Source organism: Kribbella sp. NBC_01245, from assembly GCF_036226525.1.
Taxonomy (GTDB): Bacteria; Actinomycetota; Actinomycetes; order Propionibacteriales; family Kribbellaceae; genus Kribbella.
Window position 1 is genome coordinate 2,672,970 of sequence record NZ_CP108487.1, and the last position, 24,411, is coordinate 2,697,380.

At 68.1% G+C, this 24,411-nt stretch carries 23 protein-coding genes; 16 read left to right on the forward strand and 7 right to left on the reverse strand.

What is annotated here, in order from left to right:
- Window positions 1-22: 22 nt before the first annotated feature.
- Window positions 23-1,564 carry a fibronectin type III domain-containing protein gene (locus OG394_RS11725; protein ID WP_328995227.1) on the forward strand — a complete coding sequence of 514 codons (1,542 nt, stop codon included), beginning with the start codon at window positions 23-25 and terminating at the stop codon, window positions 1,562-1,564.
- Here OG394_RS11725 and OG394_RS11730 read toward each other — a convergent pair.
- The 7 genes from OG394_RS11730 to OG394_RS11760 form a co-directional block, all read right to left on the reverse strand.
- Complete coding sequence (locus tag OG394_RS11730; protein WP_328995229.1) at window positions 1,537-2,724, reverse strand: hypothetical protein; 1,188 nt, start codon at window positions 2,722-2,724, stop codon at window positions 1,537-1,539. The two genes, OG394_RS11725 and OG394_RS11730, sit on opposite strands and share 28 nt — an antisense overlap.
- 68 nt (window positions 2,725-2,792) lie before the next feature.
- Complete coding sequence (locus tag OG394_RS11735) at window positions 2,793-3,575, reverse strand: WecB/TagA/CpsF family glycosyltransferase (RefSeq protein ID WP_328995230.1); 783 nt, start codon at window positions 3,573-3,575, stop codon at window positions 2,793-2,795.
- A gap of 1 nt (window position 3,576) precedes the next feature.
- Window positions 3,577-4,563 (reverse strand): GDP-mannose 4,6-dehydratase, encoded by a 987-nt coding sequence (gmd, locus tag OG394_RS11740; RefSeq protein WP_328995231.1) that lies wholly within the window; start codon window positions 4,561-4,563, stop codon window positions 3,577-3,579.
- Entirely contained in the window at window positions 4,560-5,504 is a 945-nt protein-coding gene (locus tag OG394_RS11745; RefSeq protein ID WP_328995232.1) for a GDP-L-fucose synthase family protein, read from the reverse strand. The genes gmd and OG394_RS11745 overlap by 4 nt, the downstream gene beginning before the upstream one ends.
- The gene (locus tag OG394_RS11750; protein ID WP_328995234.1) at window positions 5,504-7,048 is read right to left on the reverse strand and encodes a sugar transferase; all 1,545 of its coding nucleotides are present in this window, start codon (window positions 7,046-7,048) and stop codon (window positions 5,504-5,506) included. Before OG394_RS11750 ends, OG394_RS11745 begins: the two co-directional genes overlap by 1 nt.
- A 255-nt stretch (window positions 7,049-7,303) precedes the next feature.
- Window positions 7,304-7,579 carry a PspA-associated protein PspAA gene (gene pspAA / locus OG394_RS11755; protein WP_328995235.1) on the reverse strand — a complete coding sequence of 92 codons (276 nt, stop codon included), beginning with the start codon at window positions 7,577-7,579 and terminating at the stop codon, window positions 7,304-7,306.
- Window positions 7,579-8,385, reverse strand: a complete 807-nt coding sequence (locus OG394_RS11760) for a PspA/IM30 family protein (protein WP_328995236.1) — start codon at window positions 8,383-8,385, stop codon at window positions 7,579-7,581. The genes pspAA and OG394_RS11760 overlap by 1 nt, the downstream gene beginning before the upstream one ends.
- A gap of 174 nt (window positions 8,386-8,559) precedes the next feature.
- Here OG394_RS11760 and OG394_RS11765 point away from each other — a divergent pair, with 174 nt between their 5' ends.
- The 15 genes from OG394_RS11765 to OG394_RS11835 all read left to right on the forward strand — a co-directional run bounded on the left by OG394_RS11765 (window position 8,560) and on the right by OG394_RS11835 (window position 24,210).
- Window positions 8,560-9,147, forward strand: coding sequence for a DUF3043 domain-containing protein (locus tag OG394_RS11765; protein ID WP_328995237.1), 588 nt, complete (start codon window positions 8,560-8,562; stop codon window positions 9,145-9,147).
- Between the two features lie 17 nt (window positions 9,148-9,164).
- Window positions 9,165-10,175, forward strand: a complete 1,011-nt coding sequence (locus tag OG394_RS11770) for an aldo/keto reductase family protein (protein ID WP_328995238.1) — start codon at window positions 9,165-9,167, stop codon at window positions 10,173-10,175.
- Window positions 10,172-10,384, forward strand: coding sequence for a hypothetical protein (locus OG394_RS11775; protein ID WP_328995239.1), 213 nt, complete (start codon window positions 10,172-10,174; stop codon window positions 10,382-10,384). Before OG394_RS11770 ends, OG394_RS11775 begins: the two co-directional genes overlap by 4 nt.
- An 81-nt stretch (window positions 10,385-10,465) precedes the next feature.
- Entirely contained in the window at window positions 10,466-11,137 is a 672-nt protein-coding gene (locus OG394_RS11780) for an SCO2322 family protein (RefSeq protein WP_328995240.1), read from the forward strand.
- Window positions 11,138-11,141: 4 nt separating this feature from the next.
- A complete protein-coding gene (locus OG394_RS11785; protein ID WP_328995241.1) occupies window positions 11,142-12,245 on the forward strand; it encodes a CbiQ family ECF transporter T component in 1,104 nt (367 codons plus the stop codon).
- On the forward strand, window positions 12,242-13,855 hold the full coding sequence (locus OG394_RS11790) for an ABC transporter ATP-binding protein (RefSeq protein ID WP_328995242.1): 1,614 nt from the start codon (window positions 12,242-12,244) through the stop codon (window positions 13,853-13,855). Before OG394_RS11785 ends, OG394_RS11790 begins: the two co-directional genes overlap by 4 nt.
- Window positions 13,852-14,670, forward strand: a complete 819-nt coding sequence (locus OG394_RS11795) for an ECF transporter S component (protein WP_328995243.1) — start codon at window positions 13,852-13,854, stop codon at window positions 14,668-14,670. The genes OG394_RS11790 and OG394_RS11795 overlap by 4 nt, the downstream gene beginning before the upstream one ends.
- Entirely contained in the window at window positions 14,663-15,364 is a 702-nt protein-coding gene (locus OG394_RS11800; RefSeq protein ID WP_328995244.1) for a bifunctional adenosylcobinamide kinase/adenosylcobinamide-phosphate guanylyltransferase, read from the forward strand. The genes OG394_RS11795 and OG394_RS11800 overlap by 8 nt, the downstream gene beginning before the upstream one ends.
- Before the next feature lie 116 nt (window positions 15,365-15,480).
- Entirely contained in the window at window positions 15,481-16,791 is a 1,311-nt protein-coding gene (locus OG394_RS11805) for a jacalin-like lectin (RefSeq protein WP_328995245.1), read from the forward strand.
- A gap of 137 nt (window positions 16,792-16,928) precedes the next feature.
- Window positions 16,929-17,735, forward strand: a complete 807-nt coding sequence (locus tag OG394_RS11810; RefSeq protein WP_328995246.1) for an adenosylcobinamide-GDP ribazoletransferase — start codon at window positions 16,929-16,931, stop codon at window positions 17,733-17,735.
- Window positions 17,736-17,835: 100 nt separating this feature from the next.
- A complete protein-coding gene (locus tag OG394_RS11815) occupies window positions 17,836-19,011 on the forward strand; it encodes an ROK family transcriptional regulator (protein ID WP_328995247.1) in 1,176 nt (391 codons plus the stop codon).
- Window positions 19,012-19,412: 401 nt separating this feature from the next.
- The gene (locus OG394_RS11820; protein WP_328995248.1) at window positions 19,413-20,471 is read left to right on the forward strand and encodes an ABC transporter substrate-binding protein; all 1,059 of its coding nucleotides are present in this window, start codon (window positions 19,413-19,415) and stop codon (window positions 20,469-20,471) included.
- A 318-nt stretch (window positions 20,472-20,789) separates the two neighbouring features.
- Complete coding sequence (locus OG394_RS11825; protein ID WP_328995250.1) at window positions 20,790-21,614, forward strand: ATP-binding cassette domain-containing protein; 825 nt, start codon at window positions 20,790-20,792, stop codon at window positions 21,612-21,614.
- Window positions 21,611-22,894 (forward strand): sugar ABC transporter permease, encoded by a 1,284-nt coding sequence (locus OG394_RS11830; protein WP_328995252.1) that lies wholly within the window; start codon window positions 21,611-21,613, stop codon window positions 22,892-22,894. The genes OG394_RS11825 and OG394_RS11830 overlap by 4 nt, the downstream gene beginning before the upstream one ends.
- Window positions 22,895-22,980: 86 nt before the next feature.
- On the forward strand, window positions 22,981-24,210 hold the full coding sequence (locus OG394_RS11835) for a low temperature requirement protein A (protein ID WP_328995253.1): 1,230 nt from the start codon (window positions 22,981-22,983) through the stop codon (window positions 24,208-24,210).
- Window positions 24,211-24,411: the final 201 nt, after the last annotated feature.

Genomic DNA, 24,411 nt, shown 5'->3' on the forward strand with positions numbered 1-24,411 from the left:
TTACTCGAGGGACAGAACCATCGTGAGGAAGTTGTGGTTACTCGCCGTCGGGCTTTTGCTCGCCGGCACCATCCAGGCACCGACCGCACATGCCACTGGCACGCCGCTCGTCGCGCTCGCCAGCGCGGCCTGGCAGACGAACGCACCGGTCCAGGCCGTGCACGTCGCCAAGGGCAAGGTCTACGTGGGTGGGAAGTTCACCAGGGTCCGGCCGCCAGGAGCGGCAGCCGGTACCAACGAAACGGCTCGTAGTTATCTGGCCGTCTTCAATGCCACCAGTGGCGGCCTCGACCCGATGAACCTGATCCTCAACGAGGGCGGTCAGATCTGGTCGATCACCTCCACGCCCACCGGGTCCCGGGTGTTCATCGGTGGCGATTTCACCACCGTGAACGGCCAGGCCCACAACCGGATCGCCGCGATCGACACCACCACCATGAAGCTGATCCCTGGCTTCGCGACGCAGGTGGACTGGCGGGTCAAGACGATGGCCAGCTACGGCAACGTGCTGTACATCGGCGGCTCCTTCAACAACGTAACTGGGACAGGCCAGACTAAGGCGCCCCGCAAGCGCCTGGCCGCCCTGAACAACGCCACCGGCGGTCTACTCTCCTGGACGCCCACGACCGACGACGCCGATGTGCACGCGATCGACGTCGCCGACAACGGTTCCCGGGTGCTGATCGGTGGCGACTTCAACACCGTCAACGGCACCAGCAGGTACGGCCTGGCCAGCCTCACGCCGTACCCGAACACGAAGGGCACCCTGCAGGCGTTCAAGGCATCCGCCGCGATGCCCCAGCCGACCAACTCCTGCGTCTCCCGGGTCAAGGACATCGAGACGTACGGTGACCGGATCTACGTCGCGGCGGCGGGTGACGGCGCCGGGTGTTTCGACGGCACCTTCGCCGCCACCGTCAGTGGTCTGGGTGAGCTGGTGTGGAAGAACTACTGCCTCGGAGCCACCGAGGCGATCACGTACGTCAAGGGCTGGTTGTACAAGGGCTCGCACGCGCACGACTGCAGCAAGAACGGCGATTTCCCCGAAGGACCGTGGGGCAACCGCTTCCTCCTGGTGCAGAGCATCACGACCGGCAGGATCGGCCCGTGGGTGCCCAACACCAACGCCACCGGTGACACTCAGGTCGGGCCGTTGGCGATGGCGACCGGCGGTGCCGATCTCTGGGTCGGCGGTGACTTCACCACGGTGAACGGCAAGGGCCAGCAGGGTCTGACCCGCTTCACCGGGCTCGGCAACGGCGCGGTTCCGACCAAACCGGCCAAGCCGACCGCCACCACCCCGAGCTCCAGGCGGGTTGACGTGAGCATTCCCGCGGCGGCCACCGACAACGACGACACGATCCTGACCTACCGGTTGCTGCGCTGGACCGTGGGCCAGCTGGTGACCAGCAAGCAGGTCGTCTCGACGTTCTGGTGGAAGCCGAAGGTCACGCTGACCGATACCAGCCTGAGTCCGGGCACGAAGGTGCAGTACCGGATCGAGGTCACGGACGGCAAGAACACGGTGCGCAGTGACTACTCCAACATAGTCACGGTGAAATGACCGGTCCGCACCGCGCGGTCCGCCTGCCACCACCACAGCAGTAGCGTCACCGAGGCCGCGATCGCGAGTGCCCAAGCAGCACCCAGGGCGCCCGCGGTCGCGGCCCCGCCGATTCCGGCGATCACGAACAGCACCGACGAGACGATCCGGATCGACAAGCCGCGATTCGCCGCGGCAGTCGCCCGCAGGATCGCGAAGGCGCCCGCGTTGGCCGCGCCGAACGCCCACAGCAGGATCACCGGCACCAGAACGGGCTTGGCCTCGGCCCAGACGGCCACCCCGAGCAACTCCCGGCCGACGGCGTCCGGCAACAACAGGAAGACCGCTCCCCAAGCGAGTGCGCCGGCCCCGACGAAGGTCGTCACCGCCAGACCGACGAGCCGCAACCTTCTGGTCGAATGCTTCAGCGCGCGAGCCGCCTCGGGCACGGCGAAGGCGCGAATGCCCTGGTTCAGTACGTTGACCGGGCCCATCAGGATCTGCGCGCCACGGATACCCGTGACGGCCGCGATCCCGGTCACCGCGGTGATACCGATCATGTAGACCTGCACGGTGCCGCTCATCAGCACCATCTCCGCGACGTACTTCGGGGTCAGATCGCGGTGCGCGTGCAGCCAGCTCTTCACGGCTCTGAGCCGCGGCCGTACGCCGGACTGGTAGCGACCGAAGAACGCCGCGATCAACGCGCCTGCGCCCCAACCGAAGACCAGCAGCGTCGCGGACGCCATCCCGGTGGCGTAGAGCAGGCCGAAGATGGCGGTCATCCCGACGAGCCAGACCAGGTCGCTGAAGAACGCCTGCCGACCGCCGCCCACGACGAAGAACGCCCAGCGCCACGCGTCCTGGACCAACAGCCCGGGCATCATCACGGCGAAGGCGATCAGCACGCCACGCGCCGGTATACCGGGCCAGAGCGCGATGGCCAGACCCACGACCATGGCCAGGACGCCGACGGCCAGAGCGGTCGCCGTACTGGCCCGGATGGCATCGCGCCAGGCCGGCGTACGGCTGCCTGAGTGGCGGACAGCCAACGGCTCGGTGGCGACAGCCCGGGACATGTTCAGGGCGATCGTGTAACCGCCGAAGGCCAGTGCGTAAACGCCGAACTCCGCGACCGTACTGCTGCGGGCCACCAGCACGCCGACGACGAGGTTGCTCAAGCTGGACAACGCTTGGTCGGCCAGCCCCCAGCCGGCTCGCTGCGCCGGACCTACCAGCTTCTGCAGTTTCAGCGGGAGCTCACCCCTGGTACGGCGGACAGCACCGGGCGCGGACGGCGCAGCAGGATGCCGAGGCCGAACCGCGGAATGCCCAGCACATACCGCCGCCACAACCGGCGCGGCTCCTTCGCCAACCGGAACGCCCACTCCAGGCCCGAACGCTGCATCCAGCGCGGAGCCCGGTCGAGCCGTCCGGTGTGGAAGTCGAACGCAGCGCCCACACCGATCAGCACCGGCGCGTTCAACCTGGCACGGTGCTCCGCCATCCAGCGCTCCTGCTTCGGCGCGCCCAGTCCGACCCAGATGATGTCAGGTGCGGCCGCGTTCAGCCGGTCGACGATCTCGTCATCCTCGGCCTCGGTCAACGCCCGGTACGGCGGTGAGTAGACGCCTGCCACCTTGAGGCCCGGGTGCTTCGCGGTGAAGTTGTCGCGCAACAGCTCGGCGACGCCGTCGGCACCACCGTAGAAGTACTGCGACCAGCCGCGCTCGACCGCCTCGGACATCACCCGCTCGATCAGGTCCGGCCCGCAAACCCGTTCCATCGTTGGGAATCCGGCCATCTTGCCGGCCCAGACCAACGGCATTCCGTCGGCCAGCGTGAGGCCGGACGTGTTGTAGACCTTGGTGAGCTGCTCGTCCGCGCGGGCATGCAGCAACGCGTTCATATCGGACACGCAGACCAGGTGCCGCTCCCCCGCGGCGATCCACTGCCCGAAGGTGTCGACGGTCGCGTCCATCGTGGTGACGCTGACGTGAATCCCCAGTACGTCGACGCGGCCGCCGGTCATCTCAGTCCTCCTTGCGGGTGATCTCGGCCAGATCGGCGTCGACCATGATCTTCACGAGCTCCGGCACGTGCACCTGCGCCTTCCAGCCGAGCTCCGCGTGCGCCTTCGACGCGTCACCGATCAACGAGTCCACCTCGGTCGGCCGCTCGTACCGCGCGTCGTAGTCGACGAACTCTTCCCAGTCGAGCCCGACGTGCGAGAAGGCCAGCTGAACGAAGTCCTTCACCGAGTACGACGTACCGGTGGCGACCACGTAGTCGTCCGGCGAATCGTGCTGCAACATCCGCCACATGCCCTCGACGTACTCCGGGGCGTATCCCCAGTCGCGGCAGGCGTCCAGGTTGCCCAGGTAGAGGCGCTTCTCCCTGCCGAGGTGGATCCGCGCGACGGCCCGGGTGATCTTGCGCGTCACGAACGTCTCGCCCCGGCGCGGGCTCTCGTGGTTGAACAGGATGCCGTTCACCGCGAACAGGTCGTACGCCTCGCGGTAGTTCCGGGTCATCCAGTACCCGTAGAGCTTCGCGGCGCCGTACGGCGAACGAGGGTAGAACGGGGTCTGCTCGTTCTGCGGGGGCGGCGTCGCGCCGAACATCTCGGAGCTGCTCGCCTGGTAGAACCGGCAGTTCAGGCCGATCATCCGGATCGCCTCGAGCAGTCGCGTCGTACCCATGCCGGTGGTGTCACCGGTGTACTCGGGTTCGTCGAAACTGACCCGGACGTGGCTCTGCGCGGCCAGGTGGTAGACCTCGTCGGGCTGGATCGCGGCCAGCAGCGTGACCAGGCGCGACCCGTCGGTCAGGTCCCCGTAGTGCAGGAACAGCCGCTTGTCCTCGGCGTGCGGGTCCTCGTACAGATGGTCGATCCGGTGCGTGTTGAACGTGCTGGCGCGGCGGATCAGGCCGTGCACCTGATATCCCTTGGCGAGCAGCAGCTCGGCCAGGTACGACCCGTCCTGACCGGTGATCCCGGTGATCAAGGCCTTCTTCATGCATCCCCCCTGCTGTTCTCGAGGTACCAGGCGTAGACACTCGCCACGCCATCCTCGAGGTCGATACCGGGCTTCCAGCCCAGCGCGCGCAGGCGGCTCACGTCGAGCAGCTTGCGCGGAGTCCCGTCCGGTTTGGACGGGTCGGTGCCGATCGCACCGGTGTAGCCGACCGCCTTCGCGATCGTCTCGGCCAGCTCCCGGATGGTCACGTCCGTCCCGACGCCGACGTTGATCGTCTGCGGGTCGTCGTAATGCTCCAGCAGGAACAGGCACGCGCTCGCCAGGTCGTCCACGTGCAGGAACTCCCGCCGCGGCGTGCCGGTCCCCCACAGCACGACTTCGGCGGTGTTGTTGAGCTTGGCGTCGTGGAACCGGCGCATCAGGGCCGGCAACACGTGCGACGAGGTCAGGTCGAAGTTGTCGTTCGGCCCGTAGAGGTTGGTCGGCATGGCCGAGATCCAGGGCAGGCCGTACTGCCTTCGGACCGCTTGGACCTGCATGATGCCGGCGATCTTGGCGATCGCATACGCGTCGTTGGTGGGCTCGAGCTCACCGGTGAGCAGACTCGATTCGCGGATCGGCTGCTCGGCGAACTTGGGATAGATGCAGGACGAGCCCAGGAACAACAGCTTCGGGGTCTCGGTTGAGAGCGCCGCGTCCATCACGTTGACCTGGATGCGCAGGTTGTCGCTGAGGAACTCGGTCGGGTGGTCCCGGTTGGCCAGGATGCCGCCGACCTTGGCGGCCGCGTCGATCACCACCTCCGGCCGGTGCTCGGCGAAGAACGCCATCGTCGCGTCGCGATCGCGGAGGTCCAGCTCCTTGGAGGTGGCGCCGATCAGCCGGGTGAAGCCCTCGGCCTCGAGGCGCCGCCAGACCGCTGAGCCGACCAGGCCGCGATGGCCCGCCACATAGACGCGGGCGTCCCGGTCGAGGCGCATCAGTACGCCCCCGAGCCGTAGAAGACCGCGCGGAACGTCTTCCAGAGGATGAGCAGGTCCAACGTCATCGACCAGTTGTCGACGTACCGCAGATCGAGCCGGACCGACTCCTCCCACGACAGGTCGCTGCGGCCGCTGACCTGCCACAACCCGGTCAGACCGGGCTTGACCAGCATGCGCCGGGTGTCGTCGGCCGCATACAGCGCGACCTCCTGCGGCAGCGGCGGACGCGGGCCGACCAGCGACATCTCGCCGCGCAACACGTTGAACAACTGCGGCAGCTCGTCCATCGAGAAGCGCCGGATGATCCGGCCGAGCGGTGTCACCCGGGGATCGTCGCGCATCTTGAACATGACCGTATTACCGTCGCTGAGCGCGTGCAGATCACCGAGGCGCTGCTCGGCATCGACGTACATGCTGCGGAACTTGAGCATGTTGAACTCGACCCCGGCACGGCCGACGCGGCGCTGGCGGAACAGCACCGGGCCCCGGCTGGTCAGCTTGACCGCGAGGACCAGACCGAGCAGCGGCAGGGCGAAGAAGATCACCAGCGCGAGCGCGACGACCCGGTCGAAGACGCTCTTCAGCAGGTGCGGGCCGCCGCTGACCGACGGGCGCTCCAGGTGCAACAGGGACAGGCCGGCGACCGGGCGGACCGAGATCCGCGGCCCGGCGACCTCGATGATGCCCGGCGACACGATCAACTCGACGCCACGCTGTTCCAGGGCCCAGGACAACCGGCGCAGCGACTGGCCGGCGAGCTCGGGATCGGAGGCGATGGCGACCACGTCCACGTCGTGGCGGTCGACGGCGGACATGATGTCCGACTCGTCCAGCTCGTCCGAATCGCCGACGGGCTTGCTGTTTCTCGGCAGGCAGGCGGCGACCACCCGGAACCCGTCGGACGGGCGCTTCTCCAAGTGCTCGCTGAGCGTGGAGGCCTGATCGTTGCGGCCGACAACCAGCACCCGGCGCATACAACGCCCGCGCTGGCGATGGCGGCTCAGGTCCTTGCGGAGGCCATACCGCAGCAGCAGCGCCAGCACCACGGTCGCCGGAATCGCCAGTACGACAAAACCGCGGGCGATCTCGCTCTTGGTCGCATACGACACGACGGCCACGACCGCGGTCAGGCCGACGCCGGAGCGCAGGATCGACCGGAACTCGTCCGGGCCGGCGCCGAAGAAGCGCGGCTCGTAGCCCTTGGACAGCGCGACGGCCGCCACCCAGGCCAGTGGCAGCAGGCTGCCGAACAACAGATAGCTGGTGCCGACCTGGTAACCGAACCGGGTCAGCAGGGCGATGGAAACGCCCATCACGGCGGCCAGCAGGTCACCGCCGAGCGCGGCCCAGCGATAGACGCAGACCCACTGCGGCTCGGTCAGCCGGGCCGAACGCGGCACGATCGCCGGAACCTGGTCCGGCACAACCCAAACCGGACCACGCCGGTCGAAGAACTCGGCCGGCGTGATCGGAGTAATCGGCGCACTTGTCGTCGGCGTCGGCGGCAGAGCCGACGCACCCGACAGGTCGGTGGTCTTCATTTCAGGCACAGCATCCCCCATGACGGCTCGATCCGTCACCCTCAGTCACCCCCCGGTGAATACCTCAGAGCCCACAGCCACTCTGTACAGCGTTTTCCGACAAGCCGAGTTCCCCCCTCGGCGCTGGTTTGGCCAAGGGTACAACGAGTGTCGGTGTGTCGGGTAGCGCCAACTACAGCCTGTTGTCTTCTGAAGATCCACCGGCGTTCACCGGAAGATGCTGTGCCGTTCACCGGGCGGGTGTGAGCGGCGGCGTCAGCCGGCGATCAGACCGTCGCCGCTGATCAGCTCCCGCATCTCCGACAGCGTGCTGTCGGCAGGCGGCAGGATCACGTCGGAGTCGTGCAGCACGTCGTCCGGCACCTTCTCGCCGCCACGGACCAGGTCCAGCAACGCGGCGAACGAGGTCTTGAAGCTCTCCTCGTCATTACCGGAAACGGCCTGCTCCAGCTTGCCGTCGACCTCGTTCAGCTGGTCCAGCTTGTCGTCGGCAAGGTTCCACTGGCCCTCGCCCATGATGCGAACGATCATCACTGCACTCCGTCCTGCGGGCGGGCCTGCTGGGGCTGGGCGGCCGGCTGCTGCTGCTGCTGCGGCTGGCCGGTTTGGTCGGTCGCGATCTGCTTGGGCGCTTCGGCCGGGGCCAGCTGGGCCTTCAGCTGGGCGAGCTCGTCCTCGACCACCGAGTTGGACGAGAGACGCTCCAGCTCGAGGGTGATGTTGTCCTTGCTGCTGCCCGAGGCGTCGTCGAGCGCGCCGGAGGCCAGCAGCTCGTCGATCGCGCCCGCACGGGCCTGCATCTGCTGGGTCTTGTCCTCGGCCCGCTGAACCGCCAGACCGACGTCGCTCATCTCCTCGGAAATACCGGAGAAGGCCTCGTTGATCCGGGTCTGCGCCTCGGCCGCGGTGTAGGTGGCCTTGATCGTCTCCTTCTTGGTACGGAAGGACTCGACCTTGGCCTGCAGCCGCTGGGAGGCCAGCGTCAGCTTCTCCTCCTCGCCCTGGAGCTGGGCGTGCTGCGTGGTCAGGTCGTCGATCTGGCCCTGCAGTCCGGACTTGCGGGTGAGGGCCTCGCGAGCGAGATCCTCCCGGCCCATGCCGAGCGCCTTCTGTGCCTGATCGTGCAGTTTCTGCGACTGCGACTGCAATTGGGCCGCCTGCAGCTCGACCCGCTTACGGCTGGTGGCGACGTCGGCCACGCCCCGCCGTACCTTCTGCAGCAGTTCGAGCTGCTTCTGGTACGAGTAGTCAAGGGTTTCGCGAGGATCTTCGGCCTTGTCCAAAGCCGTATTGGCCTTGGCCTTGAAGATCGTCGACATCCGCTTGAAGATGCTCATCGATATCCGTACCCCTTCTGCGCCGGCGAGTGGACCCGGCGTGCGTCAACCACCCTATGTCGCGATGGGTCACGGCACCATCAGGACCGGCCCGGATAAAGTGGTGAAACGTCCGGGGACCACCCCGAGTGCCGGTTATCAATAGCGAACAGCCGAATGAGGTCATCAGTCCCCGTGTTCCGTCGAGCCAAGTCCGAGACAGCCCCGCAGCCTGCGTCGAGTACCGACCGCACCCCGAAAGAAGGCGGCAAGGGCCGTCCGACGCCGACCCGGAAAGAGGCCGAGGCCGCCCGGAAGACCGGGCTGAAGAAGCCGAAGAACCGCCGCGAGGCGACCGCCATGCGGCGGGAGAAGCAGCGCGCCGAGCGGATCAAGGTCCAGGAGGCGATGAAGACCGGTGACGATCGGTACCTGCCTGTAGCCGACAAGGGCAAGGTCCGCCGGTTCGCCCGGGACTACGTCGACGTGCGCTGGTCCGTGATGGAGTACGCACTGCCCGTGCTGCTGGTCTTCTCGTTCGCCGGCATCCTGCTGTCCGGTATCACCTGGGTGCCCGGCGCGGTGAACATGGTCTTCCTCGCGATCATCCTGGCCATCGGGCTGGACTGGTTCCTGCTCACCCGCGGTCTGCGCAAGGCCGTCGCCGCGCGGTTCCCGGACGAGCCGACCAAGGGCCTCGGCTTCTACGCCGTCCGACGGACCATGCAGATGCGCCGCTGGCGGCTGCCGAAGCCGATGGTGCAGCGCGGCGCGAAGCTCTAGCACGTAGGGTCGGCGGTATGGACTTTCGCTATCTAGGAAACAGTGGCCTGAAGGTCAGTGAGATCTCCTACGGCAACTGGCTGACGCACGGCTCCCAGGTGGAGAACGAGCAGGCGAAAGCCTGTGTGAAGGCCGCGCTCGACGCGGGGATCACCACGTTCGACACCGCGGACACCTATGCGAACACCAAGGCCGAGGCCGTGCTGGGTGAGGCTCTCGAGGGCGTGCGGCGCGAGTCCGTCGAGATCCTCACCAAGGTCTACTGGCCGACCGGCCCGGCCGGGCCCAACGACACGGGCCTGTCCCGCAAGCACATCCACGAGTCGATCAACGCTTCGCTGACCCGGCTGAAGACCGACTACGTGGACGTCTACCAGGCGCACCGCTACGACACCGAAACGCCGCTGGAAGAGACGATGGAGGCCTTCGCCGACGTCGTCCGCGCCGGCAAGGCGCTGTACATCGGTGTCTCCGAGTGGACCGCCGACCAGCTCCGCGAGGGCCACCGCCTGGCCCGCGACCTGCGCATCCCCTTCGTCTCGAACCAGCCGCAGTACAGCATGTTGTGGCGAGTGATCGAGGGTGAAGTGGTGCCGGCCTCGGCAGAGCTCGGCATCGGCCAGATCGTCTTCTCGCCGATCGCCCAGGGTGTGCTCACCGGCAAGTACCTGCCCGGTCAGCCGGTGCCCGAGGGTTCGCGCGCTACGGACACCAGCGGCGGTGCGAACTTCATCAAGCGATTCCTCACCGACGACGTACTGACGCGCGTCCAGGAGCTCAAGCCGATCGCGGATGAGGCCGGCCTGAGCCTGGCCCAGCTCGCCGTCACCTGGGTGCTGCAGAACCCGAACGTCTCCTCCGCGATCATCGGCGCCTCTCGTCCCGAGCAGGTCACCGAGAACGTGAAGGCGGCCGGCGTGAAACTCGAGGAGGCCCAGTTGAAGCAGATCGACGAGGTGCTCGGTTCCATCATCGAGCGCGACCCGGGCAAGACCGCCCAGAACGCGCCCCAGACGAGGCCGGTATGAGCTGGTCCTGGCGGTTCGAGACCGCCGCCGGTGAACCCGCCGACCCGGGCGACCTCGCCACGGCCGAGTTCTCCGCCCAGGGTGACGCCGAAAGCTGGCTCGGCGAGTTCTGGCGCGAACTGGCCGAAGCCGGCGTAGCCCAGGTCCGCCTCTTCGAAGACGGCCGCGAGGTCTACGGCCCCATGAGCCTCGCCGCCCAACAGGAGTAACCCTGGTCCGAGCGAAGGAGGCGGCATACCTGGCGGTAGCATCCGGGGGCTGTCTCCCTCGTTTAGTAAAGGATGAACTTCGTGCGCCGGATCGTGCTCGTGTTGCTCGGTGCCCTGCTCTTCGCAGGTGCGACCGCGACCGTCGCCCAGGCGGCGGACTTCCGCTTCTGGGGTTACTACCAGGCGGCTGACGGGCAGTGGGTTTTCGCTCCCAAGGGGCCGAACGAGATCGTGCCGAAGGACGGTTCGGTCGAGGGCTGGCGGTACGCCGTGGGTGGCGCGAAGCCGCGGATGCCTCGCGCCGCCGGGGACTTCAACGCGATCTGCGGAGCGACCCCGGCCGAGACCGGCAAGAAGCGGGTTGCCGTCGTCATCGACCCGGGTACGGCCGAAGACTCGGACGACAAGTCGACTCCGCCGGCCGCGACCGGGACCTGCGTGGTGACGGCTCCGGCCTCCACCGGCGCCCAGGTGCTCGCCGCGATCGCGCCGATCCGGATCGAGAAGGGCCTGACCTGCGCGATCGACGGCTACCCGGCGACCGGTTGCGGTGGTGAGGTCAAGAACGCGACCATTCCCGCGACGGACGCGCCGGTCCAGCTCGAGATCAAGCCCGCCGTCGGATCGTCCGCTCCGGCTCCGGCCGCTGAGGAAGACGGCACGCCGTGGACGCCGATTGTCATCGGGGTGGCCGTGATCGCGCTGCTCGGCACCGGTGGACTCGTGCTGAGCCGCCGTCGCTCGGCAAACTGATCAGGTGAAGGCCGTCCACAATCCCGCGCTCCCCCGGGCCCTGCACCCGGGCGCGTGGTGGTTGTGGGCGATCGGCCTCGCGGTCGCCGCCAGCCGTACCCGCAATCCCTTGTTGCTGCTGCTAATCCTCGTGGTCGCCGGATTCGTCGTCGCGGCCCGTCGTACGGACGCGCCCTGGGCGAACAGCTACGTGGCATTCATGAAGCTCGGACTGGTCGTCATCGCCGTCCGGATCGTGTTGCAGGCGCTGCTCTCGACCCGATCCCAGGGCAACCACATCCTGTTCACCATTCCGCAGGTCCCCCTGCCGGACTGGGCCAGCGGCGTGAAGCTCGGCGGCATCGTCACCGCCGAGGCGGTGCTCACGGCCTTGTACGACGGAGGGCAGCTCGCGGTGATGCTGTGTTGTATCGGCGCGGCGAATGCCCTGGCCAGTCCCAGGCGGCTGCTCAAGTCGTTGCCCGGGGCGCTTTACGAGATGGGCGTCGCGTGCGTGGTCGCGTTGACCTTCGCGCCTCAACTGGTGACGGACAGCCGGCGGATCCGGGCGGCCCGCAGGTTGCGCGGTAAGACCCGCGGCTCGTTCCGGACCACGGCCATGCCGGTGCTGGAGGGCGCGCTCGACCGTTCGGTGGAGCTCGCGGCCGCGATGGACTCTCGCGGGTACGGCCGGACCGCCCAGGTGCCGCAGCGGCAGCGCCGGATCACGGGCGCGTTCGTCCTGCTCGGGCTGCTGGGGATGGCCCTTGGCGTTTACGCGTTGCTCACCGACTCCATGTCCGTGCCCGTCGCGGCGACGGCGTTGGCGGTCGGCGTACTGCTTGCGGTCGTGGCGATGGCCGTCGGGCGTCACCGGGTGGCGCGAACGCGGTATCGGCCGGATCCGTGGGCGTTGCCGGAGTGGCTCGTCACGTTGTCCGGTGCGCTGGTCGGCGGTGCGTTGATCGTTGCCGCCGGCACCGGTGTGGCCGGGCTGATATTGCCTGGTCCGATGGTGGTACCACCGTTACCGTTGCTTCCGGCAACTGCCATCTTGCTTGGACTGCTGCCGGCGATCGCGGCCCCGCCGCCGAGCGTTGCGGTACGACGGGAGGCGGTGCCGGCATGATCGAGTTCGACCGGGTCACGGTGACCTATGACGGGCAGCCCGAACCGGCCCTGCGGGACGTCTCGTTCGAGATCCCCGAGGGCGAACTGGCCTTGGTGATCGGGCGGACCGGCTCGGGCAAGTCGACGCTGCTGCGCGCGATCAACGGGCTGGTGCCGCATTTCACCGGTGGCACGTTGTCCGGGCGGGTGACGGTCAACGGCCGCGACACCCGGTTGCATCGGCCGCGCGATCTGGCGGATGTCGTCGGCATCGTCGGCCAGGATCCGCTCGCCGGGTTCGTCACCGACACCGTCGAGGACGAGCTGGCGTACAGCATGGAGTCGCTCGGTGTCCCGGCCGACGTGATGCGCCGCCGGGTCGAGGAGACGCTCGACCTGCTCGGTCTGGCCGACGTACGGGACCGGCCGTTGACGTCGCTGTCCGGCGGCCAGCGGCAGCGTACGGCGATCGGTGCGGCCCTGACCGCCCATCCGTCCATCCTGGTGCTCGACGAACCGACGTCCGCGCTCGATCCGCAGGCCGCCGAGGAAGTGCTCGCGGCCCTGCAACGACTCGTGCACGACCTCGGCGTCACCGTCGTACTGGCCGAGCACCGGCTCGAACGCGTCATCCAGTACGCCGATCGCGTCATCGAGGTGCCAGGCGGTAGCGCCAGCGTCGCGACCGGTGATCCCGCCGCCCTGATGGCCACGGCCCCGGTCGCGCCGCCGGTGGTCGAGCTCGGCCGGTTGGCCGGGTGGTCGCCGCTGCCGTTGTCCGTCCGCGACGCCCGGCGTGCTGCGGTTGCCTTGCGCAATGACCTCTCGGCGCTGGCGCCCGTTCGGCCGGTGCCGTCGTCGGGCGGGAAGGTGCTTGCCCGATGCAACAACCTGGTCGCCGGCTATGGGGCGACGATCGCCTTGCGTGGTTTGACTCTGGAGATCGCGGCCGGCGAAGTCGTCGCGCTGATGGGACGTAACGGCGCGGGCAAGTCGACTCTGCTCAACACCCTCGTCGGCCTGGTCAAACCCCGGTCCGGCTCGGTCGACGTTGAAGGCCTGGCGCCGGGGAAGGCGCGGCCGAAGGACCTGATTCGCGCGGTCGGGCTGGTGCCGCAAGAGCCCGCTGACTTGCTGTACGCCGCGACTGTGGCGGACGAATGCGCCCACGCGGACCGCGACTTCGGCGTACCCGCGGGCTCGTGCCGGGAATTGCTGCGACGCCTGTCCCCCGAGGTCGACGAGGAGATGCATCCGCGCGACCTGTCCGAAGGCCAGCGGTTGTGCCTCGCCCTGGCCGTCGTACTCTGCGGTGCTCCCCCGCTGGTCCTGCTGGACGAACCGACGCGCGGGCTCGACTACGGCGCCAAGCGAAGGCTCGTCGCGATCCTGCGTGAACTCGCCGCCGCCGGTCACGCCGTACTGCTGTCGACCCATGACGTCGAGATGGTCGCCGAGGTCGCGACCCGGGTGCTGGTACTGGCCGATGGCGAGTTGGTCAGCGACGGGCCGACCGCGACGGTGATCGCCGGTTCGCCCGCGTTCGCTCCGCAGGTCGCGAAGATCCTGGCGCCGCTGCCGTTCCTGACCGTCGGCGAGGTCGCGACCGCACTGGGCCGCGCCTCATGACCGGTTTGATCACCTTCCGGCCGCGATCGGCGCTGACGCTGGTGCTCGCGTCGGTGGTCGGGCTGCTGGCCTTCGGCTGGCCGTTGCTCTGGTCGACCGATCAGGCCGGGGCGAGCGCGATCGGGCACACCACCGACGCGCCCTGGCTCTTCGTACTCCTGCTGCCCCTGCTCGTCGCCGTGGTCCTCGCCGAACTCTCCGAGAACGGCGTCGACGCGAAGGTGATCTCCCTGCTCGGCATGCTCGCGGCCGTTGGTGCGGCCCTGCGCGCGCTCGGCCCGGGCGCGGCCGGTCTCGAGCCCGGGTTCTTCCTCCTGGTGCTGGCGGGACGGGTTTTCGGCGCCGGGTTCGGGTTCGTCCTGGGCGCCATCTCGCTGGCCGCCGGGGCGTTGATCAGCGGTGGGGTCGGCCCGTGGATGCCGTTCCAGATGCTGGCCTGCGCGTGGGTCGGTTGCCTCGCCGGGTTGTTGCCGCGGGCAAACGGCCGCGGTGAGATCGCGATCCTTGCCGGCTACTCGATGATCGCGGGCGTGCTGTACGGCGTGATCATGAACCTGTGGTTCTGGCCGTTCGCGACCTTCGGCAGCGACTTCTCGTTCATCCCGGGCGAACCCCTCGCGGAGAACCTGCACCGCTACTTCCTCTTCGTCGCCGCCACCTCGCTCGGCTGGGACATCCCGCGCGGCGTGTTGTGCGCCGGCATGGTGCTGGTCTTCGGCCGGCCCATCCTGACGGCCTTCCGCCGAACCGCCCGCAAGGCCGCGTTCGACGTACGACCCGTCTTCGAACCACTCCCGGAGAAGGCCGATGGCTGACCTCATCACCGACGACGCCGGCGCCCTCGTCAACGGCGTACTCCGCCTCGGCTTTGACGGCCACCTCGCCGTCGCCGGCTACACCGTGACAACCGCGCGAACGCCAGACGGCGTCAGGTACGACGTACGAACTCCTGATGGCGAGCTGGTCTCGTGGACGGCGCCAATTGCGGGCGAACGGACGTTGGTGCTCGGTGGAGCGCGGTCCGGCAAGTCCACCGCCGCCGAACGCCTACTGGCCGGCACCCCCAACACGCTGTACGTCGCGACGGGGTATGCCGCCGAGGGTGATCCCGAATGGGCCGAGCGAATCGCGCTACACCAGGCCCGCCGACCGTCGACCTGGGATTCGGTCGAGACGATCGACCTGGTGCCGTTGCTCGCGACCGACGGCCCACCCCTGCTGATCGACTGCCTGACCCTCTGGCTCACCCGCACCATGGACGCGGCCGACGTCTGGACCTCTCTGGACCGCGTGACGGAGGTTGAACGCCAAATGGACGCCCTCGTCGGAGCCTGGTCCACCACCCGCCGCCGAGTGGTTGCCGTAAGCAACGAAGTCGGCTCGGGCATCGTCCCCGCCGACGCGCCGACCCGCCTCTTCCGCGACCTGATGGGCCGCCTCAACACCACGCTCGCCCATCACGCGACCACCGTCCTCTGGTGCACCGCCGGCCGTACCCTCGCGCTCTGAACCTGCACCGAGCCGCCATCCACCGTTCTCGCCCGGGACATCGCGTTACCGGAGGACGGAAGTTAGCGTGAACATTCTTCACGTTTCTTCCGATGCGAGCACAAGGGATACGCCTTATGCATAGATCGATCCTGGCCGGCCTGTCGGCCATTCTGCTGACTTCCGGCGCCCTGGCCGCCACGGCTCCAACGGCCCAGGCAGCGGTGAACTCCTTCTCGGTCCTGACCTACAACGTGGCCGGGCTACCCGACGGGATCTCGTCCGGCGACCCGGAGAAGAACACCCCGTTGATCAGTCCCCGGCTGGCCTGCTACGACGTCGTCGCCGTCCAAGAGGATTTCAACTACCACGCCGCCCTCTATGCGGGTGACAATCACCCCTACCGGACCCCAACGAGCGGCGGCGCCGCGTTCGGCGACGGCCTCAACACCTTGTCCCGGTTCCCGTACGACGACTTCAACCGGATCAAGTGGTCGAGCTGCAACGGTACGGACTGCCTGACGCCCAAGGGGTTCAGCCTCAACCGGATCCGGCTGGCCGACGGCGTGTACGTGGATCTGTACAACCTGCACCCGAACGCGGGCGTCTCGACCGCCGACCTGGCGGCTCGACGGGCCAACATCACTCAGCTCACCCAGTACATCGCCGCCAAGTCGGCCGGCAACGCCGTGATCGTCATGGGCGACACCAATACCCGCTACACCAGAACCGAGGACAACATCCGCGAGCTCACCACGGGCGCAGGCCTGACCGACGCGTGGGTCCAGCTGATTCGCGGTGGCCAGGCCCCGCCCATCGGCAGCCCTGCTCTGGTGTGTGATCCCGCCGCGGTGACCAACTCGTGTGAGGTGGTCGACAAGGTTCTCTACCGCGGCAACAGGTTCATCAATCTCACCGCGACCCAGTACAACAACGAGAACTCGAAGTTCCTCGACAGCGCTGGGAAGCCGTTGTCGGATCACTATCCCCACCTGGTCCGGTTCAACTGGACGCTCAACGACGGCATCCGGATGAGTGACCAGTTCGGCGGCCCGCATGGGGATCCGTTCACCGATGTGGACAAGGTGGCCGGGGCCACCAGCGTCCGGTCCGTTCGCCTGCGTGGCGGTGCACGCCTTGACCGGATCGGGCTGACGCTGGCCAACGGCACCGTGCTGGCACATGGCGGAAGCGGCGGATCAGAGACGGAGCTGACTCTCGCCACGGACGAGCGCATCGTCGCGATCACCTTGACCCGAGGCCAGTACAACGGGCGCACGAGGATCTTCTCGGCCGTCGTCACCACTAACCGCGGCCGGACGCTGTCGACCGGCACGCCGACGGCTGACAAGGTCACCTACACCGCCCCGACCGGATGGCAAATCGTCGGTTTCACCGGGCGTTCCGGTGACGGAGTGGACAAGCTCGGCGTGATCTACCAACCCTGACCGCGCGCTGCAGGTTGTCCAGAGCGTTCATCGGGCCTTTGTGACGGGGCGTGTCGGGGTTCATCGGGCTCTTGTGACCAAAGGCCGCACGCCGAGATGTGATAGACGGGTACGACGAATTCGGGGCTGGAGGGGTTTTGGGCGACGGGGTGCGGTTGGCGTTCGGCACGCTGTCGGTATTGCCGGCCGGGGTGCCCGGACAAGTGGACCGGAAGGTCGCCGGTCGGGCGATGATCCTGGCGCCGCTGGTCGGGCTGGTGATCGGGGGGATCGCTGCCGGGGTTGTCGCAGGCGTATCGCAGTTGCGCCCGGATGCACCCCTGCTGGCCGCCGTACTTGGTGTCGTCGTACTGATCGCCTTGTCCGGCGCACTGCATCTCGACGGGCTCGCGGACATGGCGGACGGCCTCGGCAGCCGCCGTGACCGCGAGACCATGCTCGCGATCATGAAGAAGGGTGATGTCGGCCCATTCGGTGTCGCCACGATCATCGCCGTACTGCTGATCGACGTCGCTGCCCTCACCGCCTGCGTATCGGCCGGTCTCGGCTGGCAGGCCATCCTGGTCGCCGCGGTCGCGAGCCGCTTGACGCTCCCGTGGGCCTGCCGCACCGGCGTACCCTCGGCCCGCCCCGACGGCCTGGGCGCCATGGTCGCCGCCACCGTTCGGCCGCTCTACGCCGCCCTCGCCACGCTCGCCGTACTAGTTGCAGCCGTGGGCCTGGTCGTCATCAGCGCCCCAACGCTGTCGTACGAGCAGAAGCTGTCGGAACCGGAAGCGCTCGGCCTGGTGGCGGGTGGCGGGGTGTTGGTGGCGGTTGGGGCCGGGTTGCTGGTGGTGCGGCGGGCTCGGCGGGCGTTCGGCGGCATCACCGGGGACGTGCTCGGCGCCGGGGTGGAAGCCGGTTTTGCGGTGTGTCTGATTGTTATCGCGCTTTCCCTCTGATTTCAGGCAGGATGGGGCAGCAAGTCCGGACGAGGGAGAAAGGTGACGAGGCGGAGCGTGAAGCGGTGACCAACCTGCGCACATCCGTTATCTTTACGTAATGAACCCAACCCGTCCGGCGCCTGGCTCGCAGGCTTCGCTGCGCGAAGCCAACCGTGAGCGGGTTCTGGACGTCGTTCGCCAGCTCGGACCGCTCACCCAGGTCGAGATCGCCGAGGCCTCGGGCCTGTCCGCCGCGACCGTGTCCAACATGGTGCGCGAGCTCGACCGGTCCGGCTCGGTCGGGCTGTCCCGCAGCATCCGCAACGGCCGCCGCGCCGTACTGGTCTCCCTCGCCTCCGGCGGCGGCCTGCTCGCCGGCGTGGCCTTCGGCGAACGCGACGTCCGGGTGGCGATCGCGAACGGCGCCGGCGAGATCCTCGGCCAGCAGTACATGCCGCTCCAGGCCGACCACGTCGCCGACGACGGCATGGAACGGGCCGCCCGCCTGCTGGCCGACCTCGCCGAGGACGCCGGGCTCGGTGTGGAAGACGTCGAGGCGGTCGGATTCGGACTGCCCGCGCCGGTCGATTCGGTCACCGGCGAGGCCGGGTCGGACGCCGTGCTGCCCGGCTGGCGCGGGGTGAACGTGGCCGCCGCGATGGCCGGCTACCTCCGCGCCCCGGTCGCCCTCGACAACACCGCGAACCTGGCCGCCCTCGGCGAACTCCGCAACGGCGCACTGCGCGGAGTCCGGCACGGGTGCTACATCAAGTTCTCGTACGGCGTGGGCGCGGGCATCGTGATCGGTGGCGAGATCTTCCGCGGCAGCGCCGGTACGGCGGGCGAAATCGGCCATCTCACGATCGACGAGAACGGGCCGATCTGCCGCTGCGGTAACCGCGGCTGCCTCGACACGTTCGTCGGATCGCGCGCGCTGCTCAGTTCGCTGGCCGCCTCGCACGGGCCGATGCGCCTGGGCGACGTGATCAAGCGTGCGCTCGCGGACGACCTCGGCTGCCGCCGCGTGCTCGAGGACGCGGGTCGCCGGGTCGGCGTCGCCGTCGCGGGCCTGGTCAATCTGTTCAACCCCGAGGTCATCGTCGTCGGCGGGCGAATGGCCGAAGCCGGCGAACTCGTCCTCGGCCCCCTCCGCGAAGCCCTCGACCGCTGCGCCATCCCCAGCGCGGCCGCCACGGTAGAACTCCGCCCCGCCGAACTAGGCGACGAAGCCGACGTAATCGGCGCCCTCTCCCTAGCCGCCACCCTCGCCCACACCAAAGCCACCACCCGCTAGCCCTCGCACACCTCCCGCGCCCGGCACCCCGCGTACGCCGTACAGGCCGCTGGTGGATCCCGCCGCGGTAGGCATTCATTCGTCGGAATCCGCCCTCTCAGCCGCCGCGGACAGGCACAGGTCAGCAGACGGGCGAGGGCGGATTCCGACGAATGAATGCAAGGCGAGGTGGTCTGAAGGGACCGATGAAGCCCGACACGCCGCGTCACTACGGCCCGATGAACGGGAAAGTGGGGTGGAGGGTGAGGTGAGAGGGAGGTGGGCGGTGGCCGAGGTGGTGGGCGTGACGATCTCGTGACGTTCTAATGTCTATTTCTTGAATTCAACTCTTGACGCCAAGGTGGGTTGTCTCTTTAATCGGGTGATGGCCCGCCGGGCCCATACGTCTTTAGGAGTACGACATGTCACGATCCCCCGTTCGGCTGCTAGGCCTGGGCGTCACCGCCGTTGCGATGGTGTTCTCACTGGCCGCCTGTGGCTCCGACGAACCGGCCGCCGAGGGCAAGAAGATCGCCCTGCTGCTGCCCGAGTCGAAGACCGCCCGCTACGAGGCGCTGGACCGCCCGCTGTTCGAGGCCGCGCTGAAGGCGTCCTGCCCGAACTGTGAGGTCATCTACAGCAACGCCGACCAGGACGCGGCGAAGCAGCAGCAGCAGGCTGAGGCCGCACTGACTCAGGGTGCGGACGTGCTGGTGCTCGACCCGGTCGACGGCAAGGCCGCCGCCGCGGTCGTGAACAGCGCCAAGGGCCAGAGCGTGCCGGTAGTGGCGTACGACCGCTTCATCGAGGGCGCGAACTACTACGTCTCGTTCCAGAACGAGGCCGTTGGCAAGCTGCAGGCGCAGACCCTGGTCGACGAGCTGAAGAAGGCCGGTAAGACCTCCGGCAACATCGCCATGATCAACGGCGCGCCGACCGACCCGAACGCGGCCCAGTTCAAGGCCGGCGCGCACAGCGTGCTGGACGGCAGCGGCTTCAAGATCGCGGCCGAGTTCGACACCCCGGACTGGAGCCCGGACAAGGCCCAGTCGTGGATGGAGGGCCAGCTCTCCGCCATCAAGTCCGGCCTCGTCGGCGTGTACGCGGCCAACGACGGCACCGCCGGTGGCGCCATCGCCGCGCTCAAGGGCGGCGGCGTGAACCCGCTTCCCCCGGTCACCGGTCAGGACGCCGAGCTCGCCGGCATCCAGCGGATCGTCGCCGGCGACCAGGCGATGACCATCTACAAGGCCGTCAAGCCGCAGGCCGAGGACGCCGTCAAGGCCGCGCTGGCGCTGGCGAACGGCCAGAAGCCCGAGGCGAAGACCGACGTCCAGGGCGTGCCCTCCACGCTGCTCGACCCGATCGCCGTCACCAAGGCGAACATCGCCGATACAGTCGTCAAGGACGGTATCTACAAGGTGACGGACATCTGCACCGCGAACTTCGCCGCCGCCTGCACCGCTGCCGGCCTGAAGTAACTCCTCTCTCCGAGAGACTGATTCGGTTCTTGACGTCCTCCCCCGCCAGCAGGCGGGGGATTTCACCCCAACACCCGAAGGTAGCGAGATGAGGTTCGCGGATCGTAGCCGTGCCTTACTGCGCAAGAAGGCTCACCGCGCTGCCACGGCCCGTCCGGCCGCAGTCACTGCAAGGTGTAACTGTGGTGCTGGTGCTGGTCGCTTGGTTATCGCTGGCCAGCACCGCAAAACCTACTCGACGCCTCCGACAAAAACCGAAAGGAGGGACCGGCGTTTACTCCCCGCCCTGAAGGACGGGGTTTCCACGCCGGACAATCGATGAGTGTCACCCCCAGTCAGGTCGCGACCGGCACGGTGCTGTCGCTGCAGGGCATCTCCAAACGGTTCGGCGCCGTCCAGGCGCTGAAGAACGTCGACCTGGACGTCCGGGCCGGTGAGGTGCTCGCCCTGGTAGGCGACAACGGCGCCGGCAAGTCGACGCTGGTCAAGACCATCGCGGGGGTTTACACACCCGACGACGGCTCGGTCACCTTCGACGGGCGCCAGGTCCACGTGACCAGCCCCGCCGAAGCGCAACGACTCGGCATCGCCACCGTCTTCCAGGACCTCGCCCTGTGCGACAACCTCGATGTCGTCGCGAACCTCTTCCTCGGCCACGAGCTGCTCCGGGGCAGGGTTCTCGACGAGATCGAGATGGAGCGGACGTCGTGGGAGCTGCTCAAGCAGCTGTCCGCGAAGATCCCCTCGGTCCGTATCCCGGTCGCCAGCCTTTCCGGCGGCCAGCGGCAGACGGTGGCGATCGCCCGGTCGCTGCTCGGCGATCCCAAGGTGGTGATGCTGGACGAGCCGACCGCGGCCCTGGGCGTGGCCCAGACCGCCGAGGTGCTGAACCTCGTCGAGCGACTCCGCGAACGGGGTCACGGGGTGATCCTGATCAGCCACAACATGGCCGACGTGATGGCGGTCGCCGACCGCGTGGCGGTGCTGCGGCTCGGCCGGAACAACGGCGTCTTCACCGTCGCCGACACGAGCTCGCAGGACATCATCGCCGCCATCACCGGCGCGACCGACAACGCCGTGTCGGAACGCGCGGCGCGCCGGGTCCAGGACACCACCAGTAAGACGGAAGGGCTCGAGTCATGACCACCCCGGTCAAGGGATCACCAGCCGAGGTGGTCGCCGTACAGGACCCGGCCGCATTGCCGGCCGACCTCCAGGACGAGCGGCTGATCGCCAGCCGCGGTATCGGCGGCGCCTGGGCCGTGTTCGTCGCCAAGATGCGATCGGGCGATCTCGGCTCGATCCCGGTGGTGATCGGCCTGATCATCATCTGGGGCGTGCTGCAGGCGTCGAACGGCTCGTTCCTGTCCAGCCGCAACCTGGTCAACCTCACCCTGCAGAGCGCCGCGCTCGGAACGATTGCCCTCGGCATCGTTCTGGTGCTGCTGCTCGGTGAGATCGACCTGTCCGTCGGTTCGGTCAGCGGTCTGTCCGCCGCGGTCATGGCGGTCACTTTCGTCAACCAGGATTGGCCGATCGCGCTGGCCGTGCTCGGCGCGGTCGCGGTCGGCGTACTGGTCGGGCTCTTGTACGGCGCCTTGTACACCAGGTTCGGGGTGCCGAGTTTCGTGATCACCCTGGCCGGTCTGCTCGGGTTCCTCGGTTTGCAACTGCTTGTCCTGGGCAAGGATGGCTCGCTGAACCTGCCGTTCGACTCGGCCCTGGTCGGTTTCGCGCAGCGCAGCTTCCTGCCGACACCGCTGGCGTACGGCCTGGTCGTCGCGATCGTCGCGGTGTACGTCCTGAGCCGGGTCCGCGCCCGCGGCAGCCGGATCAAGGCCGGGCTGTCGGCCAGCCCGAACTCGATCATCCTGGTCAAGGCGGCAGCGCTGTTCGCCGTCCTGGTCATCCCGGTGATCGTGCTCAGCCAGGACCGTGGCGTGTCGACCATGTTCGTGTTCTTCCTCGCGCTGGTCGTCGTGATGGACTTCGCGCTTCGCAAGACCCGCTGGGGCCGCTCGGTGGTGGCGGTCGGCGGCAACGTCGAGGCCGCACGCCGGGCCGGTATCAACGTGCGCGGGATCTACCTGTCAGTGTTCGCCCTCTGTTCCACCCTGGCAGCGGTCGGCGGCCTGCTCGCCGCCTCCCGGCTCGCCGCGGTGAACCAGAGCAGCGGTGGCACCGACTGGAACCTGAACGCCATCGCCGCCGCCGTCATCGGTGGCACCAGCCTCTTCGGCGGTCGCGGCTCGGCGTACTCCGCGCTGCTCGGTGTGCTGGTGATCCAGTCGATCACCAACGGGCTCGCGCTGCTAAGCCTGGATTCCAACGTTCGCTACATGGTCACCGCGGCCGTGCTGCTGCTGGCGGTCACGATCGACTCGCTCAGCCGTCGTACCCGCGTCGCCAGCGGTCGCGCTTAACCCCTGACGAGGCCCCGGTTGCGCCCTCGGCGTACCCGGGGCCTTTGCGGTGGCCGCGACCTGTGCTCTTGTGCAAAATAAGGCCCATGACAGAGCACAAGCCGCCGATTCGCGTGCAGGCCACCAGCACCGATCAGCCGGTGACCACCCTCGAGTTGTTCTTCGACCTGGTCTTCGTCTTCGCCATCACCCAGGTCACCGCGTTGATGGCGCACGACCTGACCGCGCACGGCATGATCCGGGGCATCCTGATCATCGGGCTGCTCTGGTGGAGCTGGATCGGCTATTCCTGGTTGTGCAACCTGGTCAAGGCCGACGAGGGATCGCTGCGGCTGGTGATGCTCGCGGCGATGGCTGCGATGTTCGGGATCGCGCTGGCCATTCCGGAGGCGTTCCACGACCTGCCGGGCGGTCTGTCCGGACCGGTCGTGATCGCGGTCGCCTACTTCATCTTCCGGGCGTTGCACCTCGTGCTCTTCTGGCTCATCGCCGACGGGGACGCCGTACTGCGTCGTACGTTGCTGAGGTTCGCGCCTTCCATGCTCGCCGGTACGGCGTTGCTGCTGGCCGCCTCGCAATTCCACGGGCGGACGCAGACCCTGCTCTGGGGCGCGGCGCTGCTGGCCGACTATGGCGGCACCTTCCTAATCGACGCGCGCGGCTGGCGCTTCAATTCCGCGAGGCATTTCGCCGAACGGCACGGCCTGATCGTCATCATCGCCCTCGGCGAATCGATCGTCGCGATCGGCGTCGGGGTCACCGACCTGCCGATCTCCTGGCCGATCGTGATCGCGTCCGTGCTCGGGCTGGCGGCCTCGGCGGCATTGTGGTGGATCTACTTCGACGCCACAGCCATCTCCGGCGAGCACGCTTTGGTGAACGAGCCGGAGGAGACCCGGCCGAAGCTCGCGCGGGATGCGTATACGTTCCTGCACTTCCCGATGATCGCGGGCGTCGTACTGCTGGCATTGGGGTTGAAGAAGGTCCTGGAGTACGTCGGCGACACCGAGCACCACGAGCTCTCGGATCCCCTGAAGGGCATCGGGCTCTACAGCCTCTTCCTGGGCGTCGCGATCTACCTACTCGGGCACGTCGGCTTCAAGTGGCGTACGGCGCACCAGGTGGGCGTAAGCCGATTGGCCGCTACCGCTCTAGTCATCGCAGCCATCCCGCTGGTGGCGAAGGTGCCCGCCCTGGGCCAACTCGGCGTACTGGTCGCCATCCTCATAGCGTTGATCGCCTACGAGTCAATCCACTACGCCGCCCACCGCGAAGAACTCCGCCACGGCCCCCACTCATCCCCTTCGCCCGAGTAATACGTCCGCGCTCCGTCTCCAGTCATGTCCGCTCGGGAAGATGGGCGCGGGCCTTCGCAGTGGCGTCGAGTCGTGGATTGGGGCGGCAGGAAAGGCCTTGCCGACCGCGAAAGGCCACGACTCGGCGAGTTGGCGGACCGCCACGCAGGGAAAGGTCGCGCGGCAGCGTCCGGCAAGCGCCGAACCCGGTCAAACTTCACC

Bases quoted from the DNA above. Each gene is read 5' to 3' on its own strand.
- OG394_RS11815 (WP_328995247.1), top strand. From the start codon at position 17,836: ATGAACCCAACCCGTCCGGCGCCTGGCTCGCAGGCTTCGCTGCGCGAA.
- OG394_RS11770 (WP_328995238.1), top strand. From the start codon at position 9,165: ATGGACTTTCGCTATCTAGGAAACAGTGGCCTGAAGGTCAGTGAGATC.
- OG394_RS11745 (WP_328995232.1), bottom strand. From the start codon at position 5,504: ATGCGCCTCGACCGGGACGCCCGCGTCTATGTGGCGGGCCATCGCGGC.
- OG394_RS11775 (WP_328995239.1), top strand. From the start codon at position 10,172: ATGAGCTGGTCCTGGCGGTTCGAGACCGCCGCCGGTGAACCCGCCGAC.
- OG394_RS11750 (WP_328995234.1), bottom strand. From the start codon at position 7,048: ATGAAGACCACCGACCTGTCGGGTGCGTCGGCTCTGCCGCCGACGCCG.
- OG394_RS11800 (WP_328995244.1), top strand. From the start codon at position 14,663: ATGGCTGACCTCATCACCGACGACGCCGGCGCCCTCGTCAACGGCGTA.
- OG394_RS11760 (WP_328995236.1), bottom strand. From the start codon at position 8,385: ATGAGCATCTTCAAGCGGATGTCGACGATCTTCAAGGCCAAGGCCAAT.
- OG394_RS11820 (WP_328995248.1), top strand. From the start codon at position 19,413: ATGTCACGATCCCCCGTTCGGCTGCTAGGCCTGGGCGTCACCGCCGTT.
- OG394_RS11830 (WP_328995252.1), top strand. From the start codon at position 21,611: ATGACCACCCCGGTCAAGGGATCACCAGCCGAGGTGGTCGCCGTACAG.
- gmd (WP_328995231.1), bottom strand. From the start codon at position 4,563: ATGAAGAAGGCCTTGATCACCGGGATCACCGGTCAGGACGGGTCGTAC.
- OG394_RS11790 (WP_328995242.1), top strand. From the start codon at position 12,242: ATGATCGAGTTCGACCGGGTCACGGTGACCTATGACGGGCAGCCCGAA.
- OG394_RS11825 (WP_328995250.1), top strand. From the start codon at position 20,790: ATGAGTGTCACCCCCAGTCAGGTCGCGACCGGCACGGTGCTGTCGCTG.
- pspAA (WP_328995235.1), bottom strand. From the start codon at position 7,579: ATGATCGTTCGCATCATGGGCGAGGGCCAGTGGAACCTTGCCGACGAC.
- OG394_RS11835 (WP_328995253.1), top strand. From the start codon at position 22,981: ATGACAGAGCACAAGCCGCCGATTCGCGTGCAGGCCACCAGCACCGAT.
- OG394_RS11805 (WP_328995245.1), top strand. From the start codon at position 15,481: ATGCATAGATCGATCCTGGCCGGCCTGTCGGCCATTCTGCTGACTTCC.
- OG394_RS11795 (WP_328995243.1), top strand. From the start codon at position 13,852: ATGACCGGTTTGATCACCTTCCGGCCGCGATCGGCGCTGACGCTGGTG.
- OG394_RS11735 (WP_328995230.1), bottom strand. From the start codon at position 3,575: ATGACCGGCGGCCGCGTCGACGTACTGGGGATTCACGTCAGCGTCACC.